Genomic DNA, 18,327 nt, shown 5'->3' with positions numbered 1-18,327 from the left:
GTCGCCCTCCTCGAACCGGTTCGATACCGGATCGAGGAATTCAAGCTCCAGTTCTACGAACTTCAGGCCCTTTGCTGATCGAGGGAGACATTGATGAACCAGTCGCGGATTGAGGAAATCTGGCCGCTGTCGCCCTTGCAGGCCGGATTGCTCTTCCACGCGGTTTACGACGGCGAAGGGCCCGACGTCTACATAGGTCATTGGATCCTGGACCTGGACGGCGCGGTGGACGCGGCCAGGCTGCGCGCGGCGTGGGAGACGTTGTTGGCCCGGCATGCCCCGCTTCGGGCTTGTTTCCGGCAGCGCAAATCGGGTGAGACGGTGCAGATCATCACCAGGCAGGTGGACCTGCCGTGGCGGGAGGTCGACCTGTCCCACCTCGATGACCCCGAGGAGGCCGTGCGGGCACTGGCCGAGCAGGATCGGACGACGAGGTTCGATCTCGCGCAGGCGCCGTTGCTGCGGTTGACCTTCATCCGGCTCGGCGACCGCGCGTTCCGCCTGGTGGTGACCTGCCATCACACGATCATGGACGGCTGGTCGCTGCCCATCCTGCTGGACGAGATGTCGAGGCTGTACGCGGCGGACGGCGGCCCGCATGAGCTGCCGGAAGTGACGTCGTACCGCGACTATCTCGCGTGGCTGGGCCGTCAGGACAAAGCGAAGTCGCTCTCGGCCTGGACGGAACGGCTGCGGGGCGTGGACGAGCCGACCTTGGTGGTGCCCGCCGATCCGGGGCGGGCGCCGGTCGAGCCGGAGAGCGTCGAGATCGAGCTGCCGGAGCAGGTCACGCGATCGCTCGGCGAGCTGGCCCGCGGCCACGGGTTGACGCTGAACACGGTGGTGCAGGGCGCGTGGGCGCTGGTGCTGGCGCAGCTGGCCGGTCGCACGGACGTGGTGTTCGGGGCGGCGGTCTCGGCGCGTCCGCCGGACCTGCCGGGCGTCGAGGGAATGGTGGGGCTGTTCCTCAACACCGTGCCCGTGCGCGTGCGGTTGCGCGGCTCGGTCCCGGTCATCGAGTTGCTGACGGAGCTGCAGCGGCAGCAGTCGGCACTCATTCCCGACCAGTACGTCGGGTTGGCGGACATCCAGCAGGCGGCGGGCCCCGGCGCCGTCTTCGACACGTTGATCGTCTTCGAGAAGTTCCACCATGATTCCGGCGAATTGGGCTCCGCGGAGACTTTCGGCGTCGGAGTACACCAGGGCCGGGTCGCCGCCCATTATCCGTTGACGCTGGTCGCCGTCCCCGGCGAGACGATGTACTTCAAACTCGACTATCTGACCGATCTTTTCGACGCCGACTCCGCGCGCGCCATCGTCGAGCGCTTCACCGGGGTGCTGCGTCAGCTCGCCGGCGCGGGCGACCTCACGGTGGCCGGCGTCGAGGTCGCGAGCGCGGCCGAGCGTGCCCTGGTGGTCGATGCCTGGGGGGTGTCTTCGCAAGCGCCGCCGAGCCGGTCGGCGCTGGAGCTGTTCGGTGCTCAGGTCGAGAACCGCGGCGACGAGGTGGCGGTCGTCGACGGCGACCGGACGATGTCGTACGGAGAACTTGCCGAGCGCGCGGAGCGGCTCGCCGGTTACCTGACCGACAAGGGAGTCCGGCGCGGGGACCGGGTGGCCGTGGTGCTGGACCGATCACCCGACCTGGTCGCGACCTTGCTCGCGGTGTGGAAGGCGGGCGCGGCGTACGTGCCGGTGGATCCCGCCTACCCGGTGGAACGCGTGCAGTTCATGCTGGCGGATTCCGGGCCGTCGGCGGTGGTGTGCGCGCAGACGTACCGGGACGCCGTGCTGGACGTCGGCCTCGATCCGATCGTCTTGGACGATCCTCGGACGCGTAAGGCGGTGGCGGCGTCACCGCGCCGGTCGGCGGGCACGAGCCCCGACGATCTCGCCTACGTGATGTACACGTCGGGTTCGACGGGGACGCCGAAGGGTGTCACCGTGTCGCACGGCAACGTCGCGGCGCTGGCCGGGGAGCCGGGATGGCGAGTGGGCCCCGATGACGCCGTGCTCCTGCACGCCTCGCACGCGTTCGACATTTCGCTGTTCGAGCTGTGGGTCCCGCTGCTGTCGGGAGCGCGGCTGGTGCTGGCCGGACCGGGTGCGGTGGACGGCGAAGCGCTGGCGGGCTATGTGGCCGGTGGTGTCACGGCCGCGCATCTGACCGCGGGGGCCTTCCGCGTGCTGGCCGAGGAGTCGCCGGAGTCGGTCGCCGGTCTGCGCGAGGTGCTGACCGGTGGCGACGCGGTGCCGCTGGCGGCGGTGGAGCGCGTGCGCCGGGCGTGTCCGGACGTGCGGGTGCGGCATCTTTACGGCCCGACGGAGGCCACGCTCTGTGCGACGTGGTGGCTGCTCGAACCCGGTGATCGGACGGGCTCGGTGCTGCCGATCGGGCGGCCGCTCGCGGGACGGCGCGTCTACGTCCTCGACGCGTTCTTGCGACCCGTGCCGCCGGGGGTGGCAGGTGAGTTGTACGCCGCCGGAGCCGGTGTGGCGCAGGGGTATCTGGATCGTCCGGCGTTGACGGCCGAGCGGTTCGTCGCCGACCCGTTCGTGCCGTCCGGGAGGATGTACCGGACCGGGGACCGGGCGTACTGGACGGATCAGGGCACGCTGGCCTTCGCCGGGCGGGCCGACGACCAGGTGAAGATCCGCGGGTACCGGGTGGAGCCCGGCGAGATCGAGGCGGTCCTCGCGGGCCTGCCGGGTGTCGCGCAGGCCGTGGTACTCGCCAGGGATGAGCACCTGGTCGGCTATGTGGTCGCCGAAGCGGGGCGAGAGGTCGACCCCGCGTCGCTGCGTGAACAGCTCGCCGAGTCGCTGCCCGAGTTCATGGTTCCGGCCGCGGTGCTGGTGCTGGCCGAGTTGCCGTTGACGGTCAACGGAAAGGTGGACCGGCGGGCACTGCCCGAACCGGACTTCGCCGCGAAGGCGGCGGGCCGGGAGCCGACCACCGAGGCCGAACGAATCCTTTGTGGAGTGTTCGCCGAGGTGCTCGGCCTCGACCGGGTCGGGATCGAGGACGGTTTCTTCGAGCTGGGCGGCGACTCGATTTCGTCGATGCAGGTCGCCGCTCGTGCGCGTCGCGAAGGGATTTCCCTCACCCCGCGGCAGGTTTTCGAGCACCGGACCCCGGAACGCCTCGCGGCCTTGGCACAAGAGGCCGCTACGGCACCTCGCGCCGAGGTCGTCTCGGGCGTGGGAGAGATCCCTTGGACGCCGGTGATGCGCGCGCTCGGGGACGACGCGCTGCGCCCCGGTTTCGCGCAGGTGAGAGTCGTCGTCACCCCGGCGGGGTTGCACCTCGACGCGTTGGTGACCGCGCTGCGGGCGGTCCTGGACACGCATGACCTGCTGCGGGCCCGGGTGGAGCCCGGCGGTCGCCTGATCGTGCCCGAGCGTGGTGCGGTGGACGCGGCCGGGCTGGTGACGCGGGTGGCCGCCGGGACAGGCGATCTCGACGAAATCGCCGAGCGCGAGGTCAGGACGGCGACGGGCACGCTGAATCCGTCGGCGGGAGTCATGGCGCGGGTCGTGTGGATCGACGCCGGGGACGCCGAGCCGGGCAGGCTGGCCTTCGTGGCGCATCACCTGTCGGTCGACGCGGTCTCGTGGGGCATCCTGCTGCCGGATCTGCGGGCGGCCTACGACGAGGTGATCTCCGGCCGGGCCCCCGCTCTCGAAGCACCGGCGACGTCGTATCGGCAGTGGGCGCTGCGGCAGGCCGAGCAGGCGCGCAGCGAGCAGACCGTGGCCGAACTCGAGGACTGGGTCGCCCTGCTGGACGGCGCGGACCCGGCCGTGGAAGCGGACACCGGACAGCACACCGGGCAGTCGCATTCGTGGTCCACGAGGCTGTCCGGCAGCGAGGCGCGCGCACTGGTGGGCCTCTTGCCGGGAGCCTTCCACTGCGGAATCCAGGACGTCCTGCTGGCGGGTCTCGCGGGAGCGGTCGCGCGGGTGCGCGGTACCGGCGCCGGGCTGCTGGTCGATGTGGAAGGACACGGTCGCGAAGCCGCCGACGGCGAGGATCTGCTGCGCACCGTCGGCTGGTTCACCAGCGTCCACCCCGTCCGCTTCGATCTGTCCGATGTGGACCTCGCGGCCGCCGGGCCGTTGCTGAAGACCGTGAAGGAACAGATCCGCGCGGTGCCCGGTGATGGATCCGGTTACGGGCTGCTGCGTCATCTCAACCCCGAGACCGCGGCGAGGCTGGCCGCGTTGCCGTCTTCGCGGATCGGGTTCAACTATCTCGGCCGGACCGTGCTCGCCCCGAAGGACACCGCGTGGCAGCCAGGCGGCGAAGGGCCGCTCGGTGGCGGTCCGGACATGGTCCTCGCCCACGCCGTGGAGGTCAGCGCGGAAGTCCAGGACACGCCGTCCGGACCCCGGCTGGGGTTGGCCATCGACACCCGGGATTCCGACTTCGCCACGGTGGAGCGGCTCGGCGAGGCATGGGCGGAGATGCTGACCGGCCTCGCGGCCCTCGCCGAAGACGCCACCGCGGGCGGGCACACGCCGTCCGATTTCGCTCTCGTGGACTTGACGCAGCGCGACGTGGCGGAGCTGGAGGCCGCGGCGCCGGGGCTGACGGACATCTGGCCGCTGTCGCCGTTGCAGGAAGGCATGCTCTTCGAGCGGGCCTTCGACGCCGACGGGATCGACGTCTATCAAAGCCAGCGGATATTGGACCTCGACGGACCGCTCGACGCGGCACGGCTGCGCGCGGCGTGGAATCGGGTGGCCGCTCGGCACGAATCGCTCCGGACCGGCTTCCCTCAGCTGGCATCCGGTGAAACGGTGCAGGTCGTCGTGGACGAGGTGGACGTCCCCTGGCGGATGGCGGATCTGTCGCACCTCGACGAGGTCGCCGCGGCCGCTGAGGCCGAACGGCTGCTCGCGGAGGATCAGGCCCAGCGCTTCGACGTGACCGAGCCGCCTTTGCTGCGGCTGCTGCTGATCCGGCTCGGTGCCGACCGGCACCGGCTCGTGCTGACGTCGCACCATGTCGTGCTGGACGGCTGGTCGACGCCGCTCGTGGTGGGCGAGGTGTCGGCCGCCTACGCGGGTGGGCAGCTCCCGTCGACGGCACCGTCCTATAAGGACTATCTGACGTGGCTGGCCGGTCAGGACGGGGAGACGACCCGGTCGGCGTGGCTGGCCGAGCTCGCCGGCGCGGCTGAACCGTCCCTTGTGGACGCGGACGCGGGCAAGACGATGGTGATGCCGGGGGAGCACGCCGAATGGCTCTCCGAGGAGACGACGCGGGCGCTCACCGAGCTCGCCCGCGGGCACGGTTTGACGTCGAGCACGATCCTGCAGGCCGCGTGGGCGCTGGTGCTGGCGCGGCTGACCGGCCGGACGGACGTGGTGTTCGGGTCGGTGGTGTCCGGGCGGCCGGCGGAGGTGCCGGAGGTCGAGCGGATGGTGGGGATGTTCATCAACACCGTCCCGGTCCGCGTGCGGCTCGACGGCGGCCGTCCGGTGCTGGAGCTGTTCCAGGACCTGCAGGGCCGCCAGGCGGCGTTGACCGAGCACCAGTACCTGGGGCTGCCGGAGATCCAGAAGGTGGCCGGATCCGGCGCGGTCTTCGACACCATCGTGATGATCGAGAACTACCCGCACACCGCCGACGGCCTCGGTGACGACGGTGGTGTCGCGATCAGTTCGGTCGTGACCCGCACCGGCACCGGCTATCCGCTGACCATGAACGTCAGCCTCGGGAACCGCTTGCGGATCAACATTTCCTACCGGCCCGACCGGATCGACGGCGAAGTGGCCGCCGAGGTCGCCAGGCAGGTGGTCCGTGTCCTGGAACAGGTCGTGGCGCGGCCTTCGCTGCCGGTGGGCCGCCTCGGCGTGACGAGCGAATCGGCGCGCGAGTCGGTGGTGGAACGCTGGAACTCGACGGGCGAAGCGGCCGACACGACGTCGGTGCTGGAGCTGTTCCGGCGGCGGGTGGGCGCCTCGCCGGACGCGGTGGCGGTCGTGGACGGCGAACGCACCCTGTCCTACGCCGGCCTCGACCGCGAAGCCGACCGGCTGGCCGGCTATCTGGCCGCCGTCGGCGTGCGGCGCGGTGACCGCGTCGGCGTGGTCATGGACCGCGGCGCCGATCTTCTCGTCGCCCTGCTCGCGGTCTGGAAGGCGGGCGCCGCGCAGGTTCCGGTGAACGTGGACTACCCCGCGGACCGGATCGAGCGGATGCTGGCCGACGCCGGGGTGTCGGTCGCGGTCTGTCTCGAAGCGAGCCGCAAGGCGGTGCCGGACGGGGTCGAGCCGGTGGTCGCGGACCTGACGGCGACCGACGGGACGCGGCACGAGGCGCTGCCGGTGACCGTCGGCGCGCAGGACGTCGCCTACGTGATGTACACGTCGGGATCGACCGGGGTGCCCAAGGGTGTCGCGGTGCCGCACGGAAGCGTCGCGGCACTGGCGAGCGACCCGGGCTGGTCGCAGAGCCCGGACGATCACGTGCTGCTGCACGCCTCACACGCGTTCGACGCGTCGCTGGTCGAGCTCTGGGTGCCGCTGGTCAGCGGGGCCCGGGTGGTGGTCGCGGAACCGGGCACGGTCGACGCGGAGCGGCTCCGCGACGCGATCTCCCGCGGCGTGACGACCGTCCACCTGACGGCGGGCGCTTTCCGTGCGGTGGCCGAGGAAGCGCCGGAGTCCTTCCGCGGGTTGCGGGAGATCCTGACCGGTGGGGACGCGGTACCGCTCGCCTCCGTCGAACGGATGCGCCGGGCTTGCCCTGACGTGCGGTTCCGGCAGCTCTACGGCCCGACCGAAGGCACGCTCTGTGCCACTTGGCTCGTCCTCGAACCACGGGCCGAAACGGGCGACACCCTGCCGATCGGCAAGCCCTTGGCCGGCAGGCAGGTCTACGTGCTCGACGCGTTCCTGCAGCCGCTGGCCCCGAACGTGACCGGCGAGCTCTACATCGCCGGCGCCGGACTGGCGCACGGTTACCTCGGCAACACCACGTCGACCTCGGAGCGCTTCGTCGCCAATCCGTTCGGCCCGGGAAGGATGTACCGGACCGGCGACCTGGCGCGCTGGACGGAGCGGGGCGAACTGCTGTTCGGCGGGCGTGCCGACGCCCAGGTGAAGATCCGCGGCTACCGCGTCGAACCCGGCGAGATCGAGGCGGCGCTGACCGACGTTCCCGACGTCGCACAGGCGATCGTGGTGGCGCGGGAAGAACGTCCCGGCGAGAAGCGCCTCATCGCGTACGTGACCGCGGAACCAGGGCGGGGACTGGAATCCGACGCGGTCCGCGCCCATCTCGCGACCCGCCTGCCGGAGTTCATGGTGCCGTCGGTGGTGCTGGTGCTGGACGGTTTCCCGTTGACGCTCAACGGAAAGATCGACCGCGCGGCGCTGCCCGCCCCGGAGTTCACCTCGAAGGCGGCCGGTCGCGAACCGCGCACCGAGACCGAACGGCTGTTGTGCGAGCTGTTCGCCGAGATACTCGGGCTGGACCGGGTCGGCGCCGACGACGGTTTCTTCGAGCTGGGCGGGGATTCGATCCTCTCGATGCGGCTGGCCGCCCGCGCACGTCGCGAAAACCTCGTCTTCGGGGCGAAGCAGGTCTTCGACCGGAAGACGCCCGCGGGGATCGCGGCGGTCGCCGAACACGGCGGACGGACGCGGGCCGAGGACGGCGAGGGCGTCGGAGAGGTCCCGTTGACGCCGGTGGTGCGGGCCTTGCTCGAACGCGACCCGCGCGGACTGACCCGCGGCGGCATGGCGCAGTGGGTGATCGTGGACGTGCCCGGCGACCTTTCCGTGTCCGCGCTGACGGCCGGACTGGGCGCGGTGATCGACACGCACGACCTGTTGCGGAGCCGGCTCGTCGAGACCGAGGGCGACCTGCCCCGGCTGGTCGTGGCCGAGCGAGGGACGGTCGACGCGGCGACACTGGCCGAACGGGTCGACGCCGCCGCGGGTGACATCGACGGAATCGCGAGTGCCGCGGCGGCACGCCTGGATCCCGTCGGGGGCGTCATGGTCCGGGCGGTCTTGGTGGACGCCGGACCCGGCCGCTCCGGACAGCTCGTGGTGGCCGCGCACCACCTCGTGGTCGACGTCGTGTCGTGGCGAACCCTGCTGCCGGACCTGCAGGTGGCCTGCGAAGCCGCGGCCGCGGGACTGCGGCCGTCGCTCGACCCGCCGGACGTCTCGTTCCGGCGCTGGTCGCGCACGCTGACCGCCGAGGCGGCGAGCCGGACCGCGGAGCTGGCGACGTGGACGGAGATCCTCGGCGGGGCCCAGCCGCGGCTGGGGGAACTCGACCCCCGGCGCGACACCGTGTCGACCGCGGGACGCCGGACCTGGACCCTGCCGGGGGAGCACGCGGGCACGCTCGTGGAGAAGGTCACCTCGGCCTTCCACTGCGGTGTCCACGAGGTGCTGCTGGCCGCACTGGCCGGCGCCGTGGCGGGCTGGCGCGGCGGCACCGCCGTCGTGGTGGACGTCGAAGGCCACGGACGTCAGCCGCTCGGCGAAATGGACCTGTCGCGGACGCTCGGCTGGTTCACCGACGTCCATCCGCTGCGGTTGGACACGACGGGGGCCGACCCGGCCGAAGTCATCGCGGGCGGCGCCGCGGCCGGTCGGCTGCTGAAGCAGGTCAAGGAGAACGTACGGGCCGTGCCCGACGGCGGTCTCGGCTACGGGATGCTGCGCCGGCTCAACCCGGAGACCGCGCCGGTGCTCGCCGCGCTGCCGAAGGCGGAGATCGGGTTCAACTACCTCGGCCGCTTCTCGTCACGGTCCGATGGTGACGGCAAGCCTTGGTGGATAACGGGAATCGTCGGAGACGCGGCGGACGAGGACACGCCTTTGCGGCATGCCCTGGAGATCGACACCGTCGTGGTGGACGGCGCGGACGGCCCCGAGTTCAGCTTGACCGTGACCTGGGCCCGGCGGATTCTCGGCGACGCCGAAGCGGAGTCGTTCGCCGACGCGTGGCTGGCCACGCTGACCGGCCTCGCCGCGCACGCCGACGGCGGCGCCGGGGGACACACGCCGTCCGACTTCCCGCTCACCGCGCTGACGCGGCAAGAGGTGGCGGAGATCGAGGCCGCCGTGCCGGACCTGCTCGACATCTGGCCGCTTTCCCCGCTGCAGGAAGGTTTGCTGTTCCACACCGCCGACGAGGACGGTCCCGACGTCTACGCGAGCATGCGGACCCTCGCTCTCGACGGCCCGCTGGACGTGGCCCGGTTCCGCGCGTCCTGGCAGGCGGTGCTCGACCGGCACGCCGCCCTGCGGGCGAGTTTTCACCAGCTCCCGTCCGGTGCGGCCGTGCAGGCGATCGCCCGCGAGGTGACGCTGCCCTGGCAGGAGACCGACCTGTCCGGGCTGCCCGAGGACGAGGCACTGGCGGAATTCGACCGCCTCGCCGCGGCACAGCACGCGGAACGGTTCGACCTGGCCCGGGGACCGATGCTGCGCCTGCACCTGGTGCGCCTCGGCGAACGCGAGCACCGGCTGGTGTTCACGTCGCACCACATCGTGGTCGACGGCTGGTCCCTGCCGCTGCTCGCCACCGGCGTGCTGACCGCGTACGAAGCGGGCGGTGACGGCCGGGCGCTGCCCGCCTCGGCGTCGTACCGCGACTATCTCGCCTGGATCGCCCGCCAGGACAAGGCGGCCGCCCACGAGGCGTGGCGGACCGAACTCGCCGGCCTCGACGAGGCGACGCACGTCGTGCCGCCGGAGTCGATCCTCACGCCCGTCCAGCCCGAACGGGTCAGGTTCGAGCTGGGCGAAGAGCCGAGCAGGCGACTGGCGGAGTTCAGCCGCCGTCACGGGGTCACGCCGAACACGCTTTTCCAGGGGATCTGGGCCCTGCACCTGGCCCGGCTGACCGGACGCCGGGACGTGGTCTTCGGCGCGGCGGTGGCCGGGCGCCCGCCCGAGATCCCCGGTGTGGAGGCCGCGATCGGCCTGTTCATGAACATGCTGCCGGTCCGGGCGCGTCTCATCGGCGCCGAACCCGTCGTCGACATGCTGAAGAACCTGCAGGAGCGGCAGCTCGACCTGCTGCCGCACCAGCACCTCGGGCAGAGCGAGATCACCAAGTCCGCCGGCCGCGGCGCGGCGTTCGACACGATCGTGGTGTTCGAGAACTACCCGGCCCCGCCGCCCCGGCTCGACGGCTCCGACGCCCTCGTCATGAGGCCCGCGGGGAATTCGGACGACGACGGGCACTATCCGCTGTCCCTGCGCGCGTCCGTGGCGGGAGGCCGCGTCCACGGTGAAGTGATCTACCGGCCGGACGTGCTCGACCGGACCGGGGCCGAGGAGACGGTCGCGGCGATCCTCCGCGCGCTCGACCAGGTATTGGCGGAGCCGCGGACGCCGGTGGGGCGGGTCGGCCTGATCGGCCCGGAGCAGCGCCGCCTGGTGGTGGACGAGTGGAACCGGACCGACGCGCCGCTCACCGAGAAGACGTTGCCGGTCCTGCTCCGCGAACAGGCGGAGCGGACACCGGACGCGGTCGCCGTCGAGGACGCGACGCGAAGTCTGTCGTACCGAGGATTGCTCGGCGAGGTGGAGGCGCTGGCGCGGCTGCTCTCCGGAGCGGGTGTGCGGCGGGAAGTTCGGGTGGGCGTACTGGTCGAGCGTTCGGTCGACCTCGCGGTGACCCTGCTGGGGGTCACGTTCGCCGGCGGCGCGTTCGTCCCGGTCGATCCGGACTATCCGCGTGACCGCGTCCAGTTCATGCTGGCGAACTCGGCGCCGGAGGTCTTGGTGTGCACGAAGGCGACCCGGTCGTTCGTGCCCGCGGAGTTCGCGGGCACGGTGCTGGTGCTGGAAGAGCTGCCCGTCGCCGCTCCGGTCGCCGGATTGCCCGCGGTGGCACCGGAAGACGCGGCGTACGTGATCTACACGTCCGGGTCGACGGGGGTGCCGAAGGGCGTCCTGGTCACCCACTCCGGACTCGTCAACCTCGGGTACGCGCACATCGAGCGGATGGCCGTGACGGCGTCCTCGCGGATCCTGCAGCTGTCCGCGATCGGTTTCGACGCCATGGTCTCCGAGCTCTACATGTCCCTGCTGGCCGGCGCGACCCTGGTCCTGCCCGACGCGGCGAGCATGCCGCCGAAGGTGACGCTGGGCGACGCGATCCGGCAGGCGGGCATCACGCACCTGACGGTGTCGCCGAGCGTGCTGGCGAGCGAGGACGACCTGCCGGACACCCTGCGGACCGTGCTGACCGGCGGCGAGGCTCTCCCGGCCGCGCTGGTGGACCGCTGGTCGCCCGGCCGCCGGGTGATCCAGGCGTACGGGCCGACCGAGACGACCATCTGCTCGACGATGAGCGCCCCGTTGTCCCCCGGGCACGACGTGGTCCCGCTCGGCGGCCCGATCCACAACGTGCGGCACTACGTGCTCGACGCCTTCCTGCGGCCGGTGCCGCCCGGCGTGGTCGGCGAGCTCTACATCGCCGGTGTCGGACTGGCTCGCGGCTACCTCGGGCGGCCCGGCCTGACGGCGGAACGGTTCGTCGCCAGCCCGTTCGCCCCCGGCGAGCGGATGTACCGCTCCGGCGACCTGTTCCGCTGGACCAAGGAAGGGCAGCTGATCTTCGCGGGCCGTGTCGACGCGCAGGTCAAGGTGCGCGGCTACCGCGTCGAGCCCGCCGAGATCGAGGCCGTGCTCGCGGAACACCCGTGGGTCGGCCAGGTCGCGGTCTCCGTCCGTCGGGACGGGCCGGGCGACAAGCGGCTGGTGGCCTACGTCGTGCCGTCGGCCGGCGCCGCCGCCGAGAACGGCACGTTGGCCGTCGCGCTGCGGGAGCTGGCCGCGGCACGCCTGCCGGACTACATGATGCCCGCGGCGTTCGTGTCGCTGGAGAAAATGCCGCTCACCCCGAACGGCAAGCTCGATCACCGGGCGCTGCAGGCCCCCGACTTCGCCGCGATGTCCTCGAATCGTGCCCCGCGCACGCCCGTGGAAGCGAAGTTGTGCGACCTGTTCGCCGAGGTGCTCGGCCTCGCCAAGGTGGGGCCCGACGACAGCTTCTTCGAACTCGGCGGTGACTCGATCACCTCGATGCAGGTGTCGGTCCGCGCTCGCGCCCTCGGGCTGCGGCTGACCCCGCGGCAGGTCTTCGACGAGAAGACGCCGGAACGACTGGCGGCGATCGCACAGGAACTTCCGCCCGAGGAAGAGACCGTCGCGGCCCCGGAACCCGCCGGGGACCCGCTCGTCGCCCTCTCCCCTGACCAGATGGACCTACTCGAGGCCGGGCTGACAGGCGAATGACCGCCAGGCACTCAGGCACTAAGGAGCACATTGTGACCGTTGACGACACTCGCGCTAAGCGTCGCTCCAGCGTGGAGGACGTCTGGCCTCTTTCCCCGCTGCAAGAGGGAATGCTCTATCACACGGCCCTCGACGACGAGGGCCGTGACACCTACACCGTGCAGACCGTCTACGCCATCGACGGACCGCTGGACGCCGCCCTGCTGCGGACGTCGTGGCAGGCCCTCGTGGACCGGCATGCCGCGCTGCGGGCGTGTTTCCGCTACGTCAGCGGCGCGCAGATGGTGCAGGTGATCGCGCGGGACGCCGAAATCCCTTGGCGGGAAACGGATCTCACCGGGCTGCCCGAGGACGTCGCCGAGGGCGAGGTGGACCGGCTGGCGGCCGACGAAGCAGCCGAGCGGCTGCGCGTCGAGGTGGCGCCGCTGATGAAACTGCACCTGCTCCGGCTCGGCCCCGACCGCCACCGGCTCGTGCACACGCTCCATCACGTGCTGGTCGACGGCTGGTCGATGCCGATCCTGCACCGTGAGCTCGCCGCGATCTACGCGGCGGGCGGGGACGCGTCCGGCCTCCCGCCCACCGTGTCCTACCGGGACTACCTCGCCTGGCTGGGACGGCAGGACAAGGACGCGGCCAGGGCGGCCTGGCGGGACGGGTTCGCCGGGCTGGACACCCCGACCACGGTCGCCGCGCCCGATCCGGCCCGCGTACCGGACATCCACACGACGGTGGTCGAGCTGTCCACGGAACTGACGGACGGTTTGGCGCGGTTCGCGCGGGGCAACGACCTCACGCTGAACACCGTCGTGCAGGGCGCGTGGGCCGTCGTGCTGGCGCAGCTCTCCGGCCGCGACGACGTCGTGTTCGGCGCGACCGCCTCCGGGCGGCCCGCCGACCTCGACGGGGTGGAGGCGATGGTCGGCCAGCTGCTCAACACCCTGCCGGTGCGGGTCCGGCTCGACGGCGGGAAACGCGCGGTCGAGATGTTCGCCCACGTGCAGCGCGAGCAGTCGGCGCTCATGGCGCATCAGCACCTCGGCCTGCAGGACGTCCAGGCGGTCGTCGGGCCCGGGGCGGTCTTCGACACCCTCGTGATCTACGAAAACTTCCCCCGCAAGGGACTCGGCCGCCCGTCGGACGGCGGACTGGCGCTGATCCCGGTGAAGCGGGGACGCAACTCGTCGCATTATCCGTTCACGCTGGTCACCGGACCCGGCGAGCGGATGCCGCTGATCCTCGACTACGACCGGAGCCTGTTCGAGCCCGCGGCCGCCGAATCGGTCGTCGGCGCGTTGGAACGGGTGTTGGCGCGGCTGGTCGCCGAGCCCGACGTCCTCGTCGGCCGCCTGACGCTGGTGAGCGACGCCGAGCGGGCCCTGGTGCTGGACGAGTTCAACGCGACCGACGGCCCGGTGCCGGGAGACTCCGTCGTCGAACTGTTCGCCCGGCGGGTGGCGGCGGCGCCGGACGCGGTGGCGATCACCGACTCCGCCGGCGCGGACCTCACTTACGCCGAGGTCGACCAGGCGTCGGACCGGCTGGCCGGTTACCTCGCCGGGCACGGTGTCGGCCGCGGCGACCGGGTCGGCGTGGCCATGGAACGGTCGCCGGAGCTGGTCGTCGCGTTCCTCGCGATCTGGAAGGCGGGCGCCGCCTACGTCCCGGTGGACGTCGAGTACCCGGCCGAGCGGATCTCGTTCATCTTCACCGATTCCGGCGTCTCGACCGTCCTGTGCACCGAAGCCACCAGTGCCGTCGCGCCGGAGAACGCGATCGTTCTCGACGCGCCCGGCACCCGCGCGGCCGTGAACGACTGTGCCGCACCGGAAATCCGGCCGCACGCCGCCGATCTCGCGTACGTCATGTACACCTCCGGATCCACCGGCCTGCCGAAGGGCGTGGGCATCCCGCACGGGGCCGTGGCCGGTCTGGCCGGTGACGCGGGCTGGCAGATCGGTCCGGACGACGGCGTGCTGATGCACGCGACGCACGTTTTCGACCCGTCGCTCTACGCGATGTGGGTGCCGCTCGTCTCGGGTGCCCGTGTCCTGCTCACCGAGCCGGGCGTGCTGGACGCGGCCGGGGTGCGGCAGGCCGTGCGCCGGGGCGCGACCTTCGTCCACCTCACCGCCGGTACCTTCCGCGCGCTGGCGGAAACGGCGCCCGAATGCTTCGACGGACTGGTCGAAATCGGAACCGGCGGCGACGTGGTTCCCTTGCAGTCGGTGGAAAATCTGCGCCGGGCCCAGCCAGGTCTGCGGGTGCGCAACACCTACGGGCCGACCGAGACCACCCTGTGCGCGACGTGGCTGCCGATCGAACCCGGCGACGTGCTCGACGGGGAGCTGCCGATCGGGCACCCGATGACCAACCGCCGGATCTACGTCCTCGACGCTTTTCTGCGCCCGGTCGCGCCGGGGGTGGAAGGCGAGCTGTACATCGCGGGCACGGGCCTGGCTCGCGGGTACCTGAACGCGCCGGGATTGACGGCGGACCGGTTCGTGGCGTGCCCGTTCCTCGACGGCGAACGCATGTACCGCACCGGGGACCGGGCGCGCTGGACCCCCGGCGGCGAGATCGTCTTCCTCGGCCGCGCCGACGACCAGGTGAAGATCCGCGGCTACCGGGTCGAACTCGGCGAAGTGGAGTCCGTGCTGGCGGCCCAGCCGGGAGTGGTCGAGGCCGTTCTCCTGGCACGAGAAGACCAGCCGGGTGAAAAGCGCCTGGTCGGCTACTTCGTGTCCGACGGCACCGACGCGGGACCGGAGGAGATCCGGCGGCAGATGGCACTGGTGCTGCCCGACTACATGGTCCCGATCGCGGTCGTCGCCCTGCCCGGCCTGCCCGTCACCCCCAACGGCAAGGTGGATCGCCGGGCCCTGCCCGCCCCGGATCTCGCGGGACGTTCCTCGGAGAAGGCGCCGGAGAACGAGACCGAGAAGGTGTTGTGCGCGCTGTTCGCCGAAATCCTCAGCGTGGACCAGGTGGGGGTCGACGACGCTTTCCACGACCTCGGCGGCAGTTCGGCGCTGGCCATGCGGCTCGTCGCGCGGATCCGTGAGGAGCTCGGCGCGGACCTGCCCATCCGGCAGCTGTTCTCTTCGCCGACACCCGCGGGGCTGGCCAGGGCACTCGCCGCGAAGTCGCGCCCCGCACTGGAAGCCGTCCAGCGGCCGGACCGGCTGCCCCTCACCGCCCGGCAGCTGCGCGCCTGGCTGCTGGCCGATCCGAGCGGGGAGACGGCGGACCCGCACACCTCGGTGACGCTGCGCCTGCGCGGAAAACTGGACGTGCCCGCGTTGACCTCGGCGCTCGGCGACGTCGCGGCCCGGCACGAACTGCTCCGCACGACCTTCCCCGGTGACGCGCAGAGCGTCCGCCAGGAGGTTCACGAGACCTGGCCGGTCGAACCGACTCCGGTCCCGGTCACCGAGGAGGACCTCCCCGGGCTGCTCGCCGAGCGGCGCGGGGCGGACTTCGACCTGACCAGGGAAGTGCCGTGGCGGTGCGACCTGTTCGCGCTCTCGGACAAAGAGCACGTGCTGCATCTGCGGGTCCACCGGATCCTCGCCGACGACGACTCACTGGACGTGTTCTTCCGCGATCTGGCGGCCGCCTACGGCGCGCGGCGCGAGGGCCGGGCACCGCAGCGGGCGCCACTGGCCTTGCAGTTCGCCGACTACGCGCTTTGGGAGCAGCGGCTGCTCGATGGCGAGAACGAGCCGGGCGGGCTGATCAACGAGCAGATCACCTTCTGGCGGGACAACCTGGCGGGCATCGACGAGGAGACGGTGCTCCCGTTCGACCGTCCCCGCCCCGCGGTCCCGTCACGGCGGGCGGGTTCGATCGCGCTGCGGTTGGCCGCCGGTCCGCACGCCCGGTTGAGCGAGGCGGCGGAACCGATCGGCGCGGAGACGCTCCAGCTGGTGCACGCCGCGCTCGCCATGCTGCTGATCAAGTACGGGGCGGGCCCCGACGTGGTGATCGGCACGACGCTGCCGCGGGACGAGGAACTTTTCGACCTCGAACCGATGATCGGGCCGTTCACCCGGCCGCTCGGCCTCCGCACGGATCTGTCGGGGGATCCGACCTTCCTAGAGGTCGTCACCCGGGTTCAGGAGGCCTTCCAGGCCACGGAACAGCACTTGGACGTGCCCTTCGAGCGGATCGTCGAGCTGCTGGATCTGCCGGCGTCGCTGTCGCGCCACCCCGTGTTCCAGGTGGGACTGCGGGTGGACGAGGAGGACATCGACGGGTGGTCGGCGGCGGAACTGCCCGCCCTGCGCACCAGCGTGGAACCCGGCGGCGTCGAGGCCATGGAGCTGGATCTCGCGGTCGAGCTCACCGAGCGCTTCGACGACGATGACGAAGCGGGCGGCCTCGAAGGCGCGCTGCGCTACGCCGTCGACCTGTTCGACGAGGCCACGGCCGAGCAGGTGGCGCGGCGGCTGGTCCGCGTCCTCGAACAGGTCGCGGAGGACCCCCAGCGGCGGATCAGCGAGCTGGACCTCTTCCTGGACGACTTCGAACGCGGCCGTCCGCCCATCGCGCCGGCGCGCTGGGCCGGGGACGTGCCCCAGGTGGTCGCCGACCTCGCCGGGGACGGTCCGCTCGGCGCGCTCCTGCTGGACGACCGGCTCCGCCCCGTCGCTCCGGGCGCCGTCGGCGATCTCTACGTCACCGGCCCCGCGGTGGACGAGGGACCGGCCGAACTGCCGACCGTGCCCTGTCCGTTCGGGGACGAAGGGCACCGGATGCTGCACACCGGTCTGCTGGCTCGCAAGACTCCCGCCAAGACCCTGGTCGTCGTGGGCGAGCGGCGGCGAGCGAGCACTTCGGTGAAGACAGGCGACTTCGAGATCCTGTTGCCACTGCGGGTCACCGGTGACCGCCCGCCCCTGTTCTGTGTCCACGCGAGCGGCGGACTGAGCTGGAACTACGAGCCGCTGCTGCGGTACCTCCCGCAGGATCAGCCGGTCTACGGCGTGCAGGCGCGAGGACTGGCCCGTACCGAACCGCTGCCGGGCAGCGTCGAGGAGATGGCCGCCGACTACCTGGCGCAGATCCGTGCCGTGCAGCCTGAAGGGCCGTACCACCTCCTCGGCTGGTCGCTCGGCGGCCGCATCGCGCAGGCGATGGCCAGGTCGCTCGAAGCGGAAGGGGAGCAGGTCGGCCTGCTCGCGCTGCTCGACGCCTATCCGGTCTACATGGGACGTAAGACGACCGGCGCCGCGAGTGAGGAAGCGGCTCTCTCCAAGCGGAATCAGGCGGATCTGGATCTCGCGGGTCAACTGGTCAAGGGCGAGGCCGCCCGGGCACGCCTGGAGGCGGTCATGCGCAATCTCTGGGAGATCGGGCCACGCCACACCTCTTCGCCCTTCGCCGGGGACATCCTGCTTTTCATCGCCACGGTGGATCGTCCCGAGCATTTGCCCGTTTCGGTGGCGAAAGCCAGCTGGAAGGAGTTCACCAGCGGGTCCGTCGAGGCCCACGAGATCCCGTCCAACCACTACGACATGGTGCAAACCGCGGCGCTGGGCCAAATTGGAGCCATCGTCGCCGAGAAACTCCGGCACCGCCCGGAGGGTGAAAGGACACAACGATGACCAACCCCTTCGACAACGAAGACGGTTCCTTTTTCGTGCTGGTCAACGACGAAGGGCAGCACTCCTTGTGGCCGTCCTTCGCGGAGGTGCCCGCCGGCTGGACCCGGGTGCACGGCGAGGCCACCCGTCAGGAGTGCCTCGCCTATGTCGAGGAGAACTGGACGGACCTCCGGCCGAAGAGCCTCATCCAGGAAGCGAACGCCTGAGAGAAGGTGTCCAGCCGCTCAACGCGGACGGTTGGACGCGCGCGGTGGCCATGTCGCGAACAGGCAGCCCGCTCGATTCATCGAGCGGTGAGGCGAAAGTGTCCGGTGGTACGAGGGCTGGTCACTCAAAATCGTCCAGCGGCCATGTCGCGAAAGCCACTTTCGGGACATCTGATGTCCCGAAAGTGGCTTTCGCGACACGCCCCGGCGCCAGTTCCGGCAAGAAC

At 71.4% G+C, this 18,327-nt stretch carries 3 protein-coding genes; all 3 read left to right on the top strand.

The annotated features are described in order from the left end of the window. Window positions 1-93 precede the first annotated feature (93 nt). From ACZ54P_RS33985 to ACZ54P_RS33975, 3 genes are read left to right on the top strand one after another with little or no spacing between them, the layout of a single operon-like run. Window positions 94-12,285: a non-ribosomal peptide synthetase gene (locus ACZ54P_RS33985; RefSeq protein ID WP_465465702.1), complete on the top strand. Its 12,192-nt coding sequence runs from the start codon at window positions 94-96 to the stop codon at window positions 12,283-12,285. A gap of 32 nt (window positions 12,286-12,317) precedes the next feature. After that, window positions 12,318-17,894: an amino acid adenylation domain-containing protein gene (locus ACZ54P_RS33980; RefSeq protein ID WP_465465701.1), complete on the top strand. Its 5,577-nt coding sequence runs from the start codon at window positions 12,318-12,320 to the stop codon at window positions 17,892-17,894. Then, the gene (locus ACZ54P_RS33975) at window positions 17,891-18,100 is read left to right on the top strand and encodes an MbtH family protein (protein WP_465465700.1); all 210 of its coding nucleotides are present in this window, start codon (window positions 17,891-17,893) and stop codon (window positions 18,098-18,100) included. Before ACZ54P_RS33980 ends, ACZ54P_RS33975 begins: the two co-directional genes overlap by 4 nt. Window positions 18,101-18,327 lie beyond the last annotated feature (227 nt).

Source organism: Amycolatopsis sp. NPDC034160 (genome assembly GCF_055575355.1).
The sequence above is the reverse complement of the archived record's forward strand: the minus strand, read 5'-3'. Positions and strand labels throughout refer to the sequence as shown.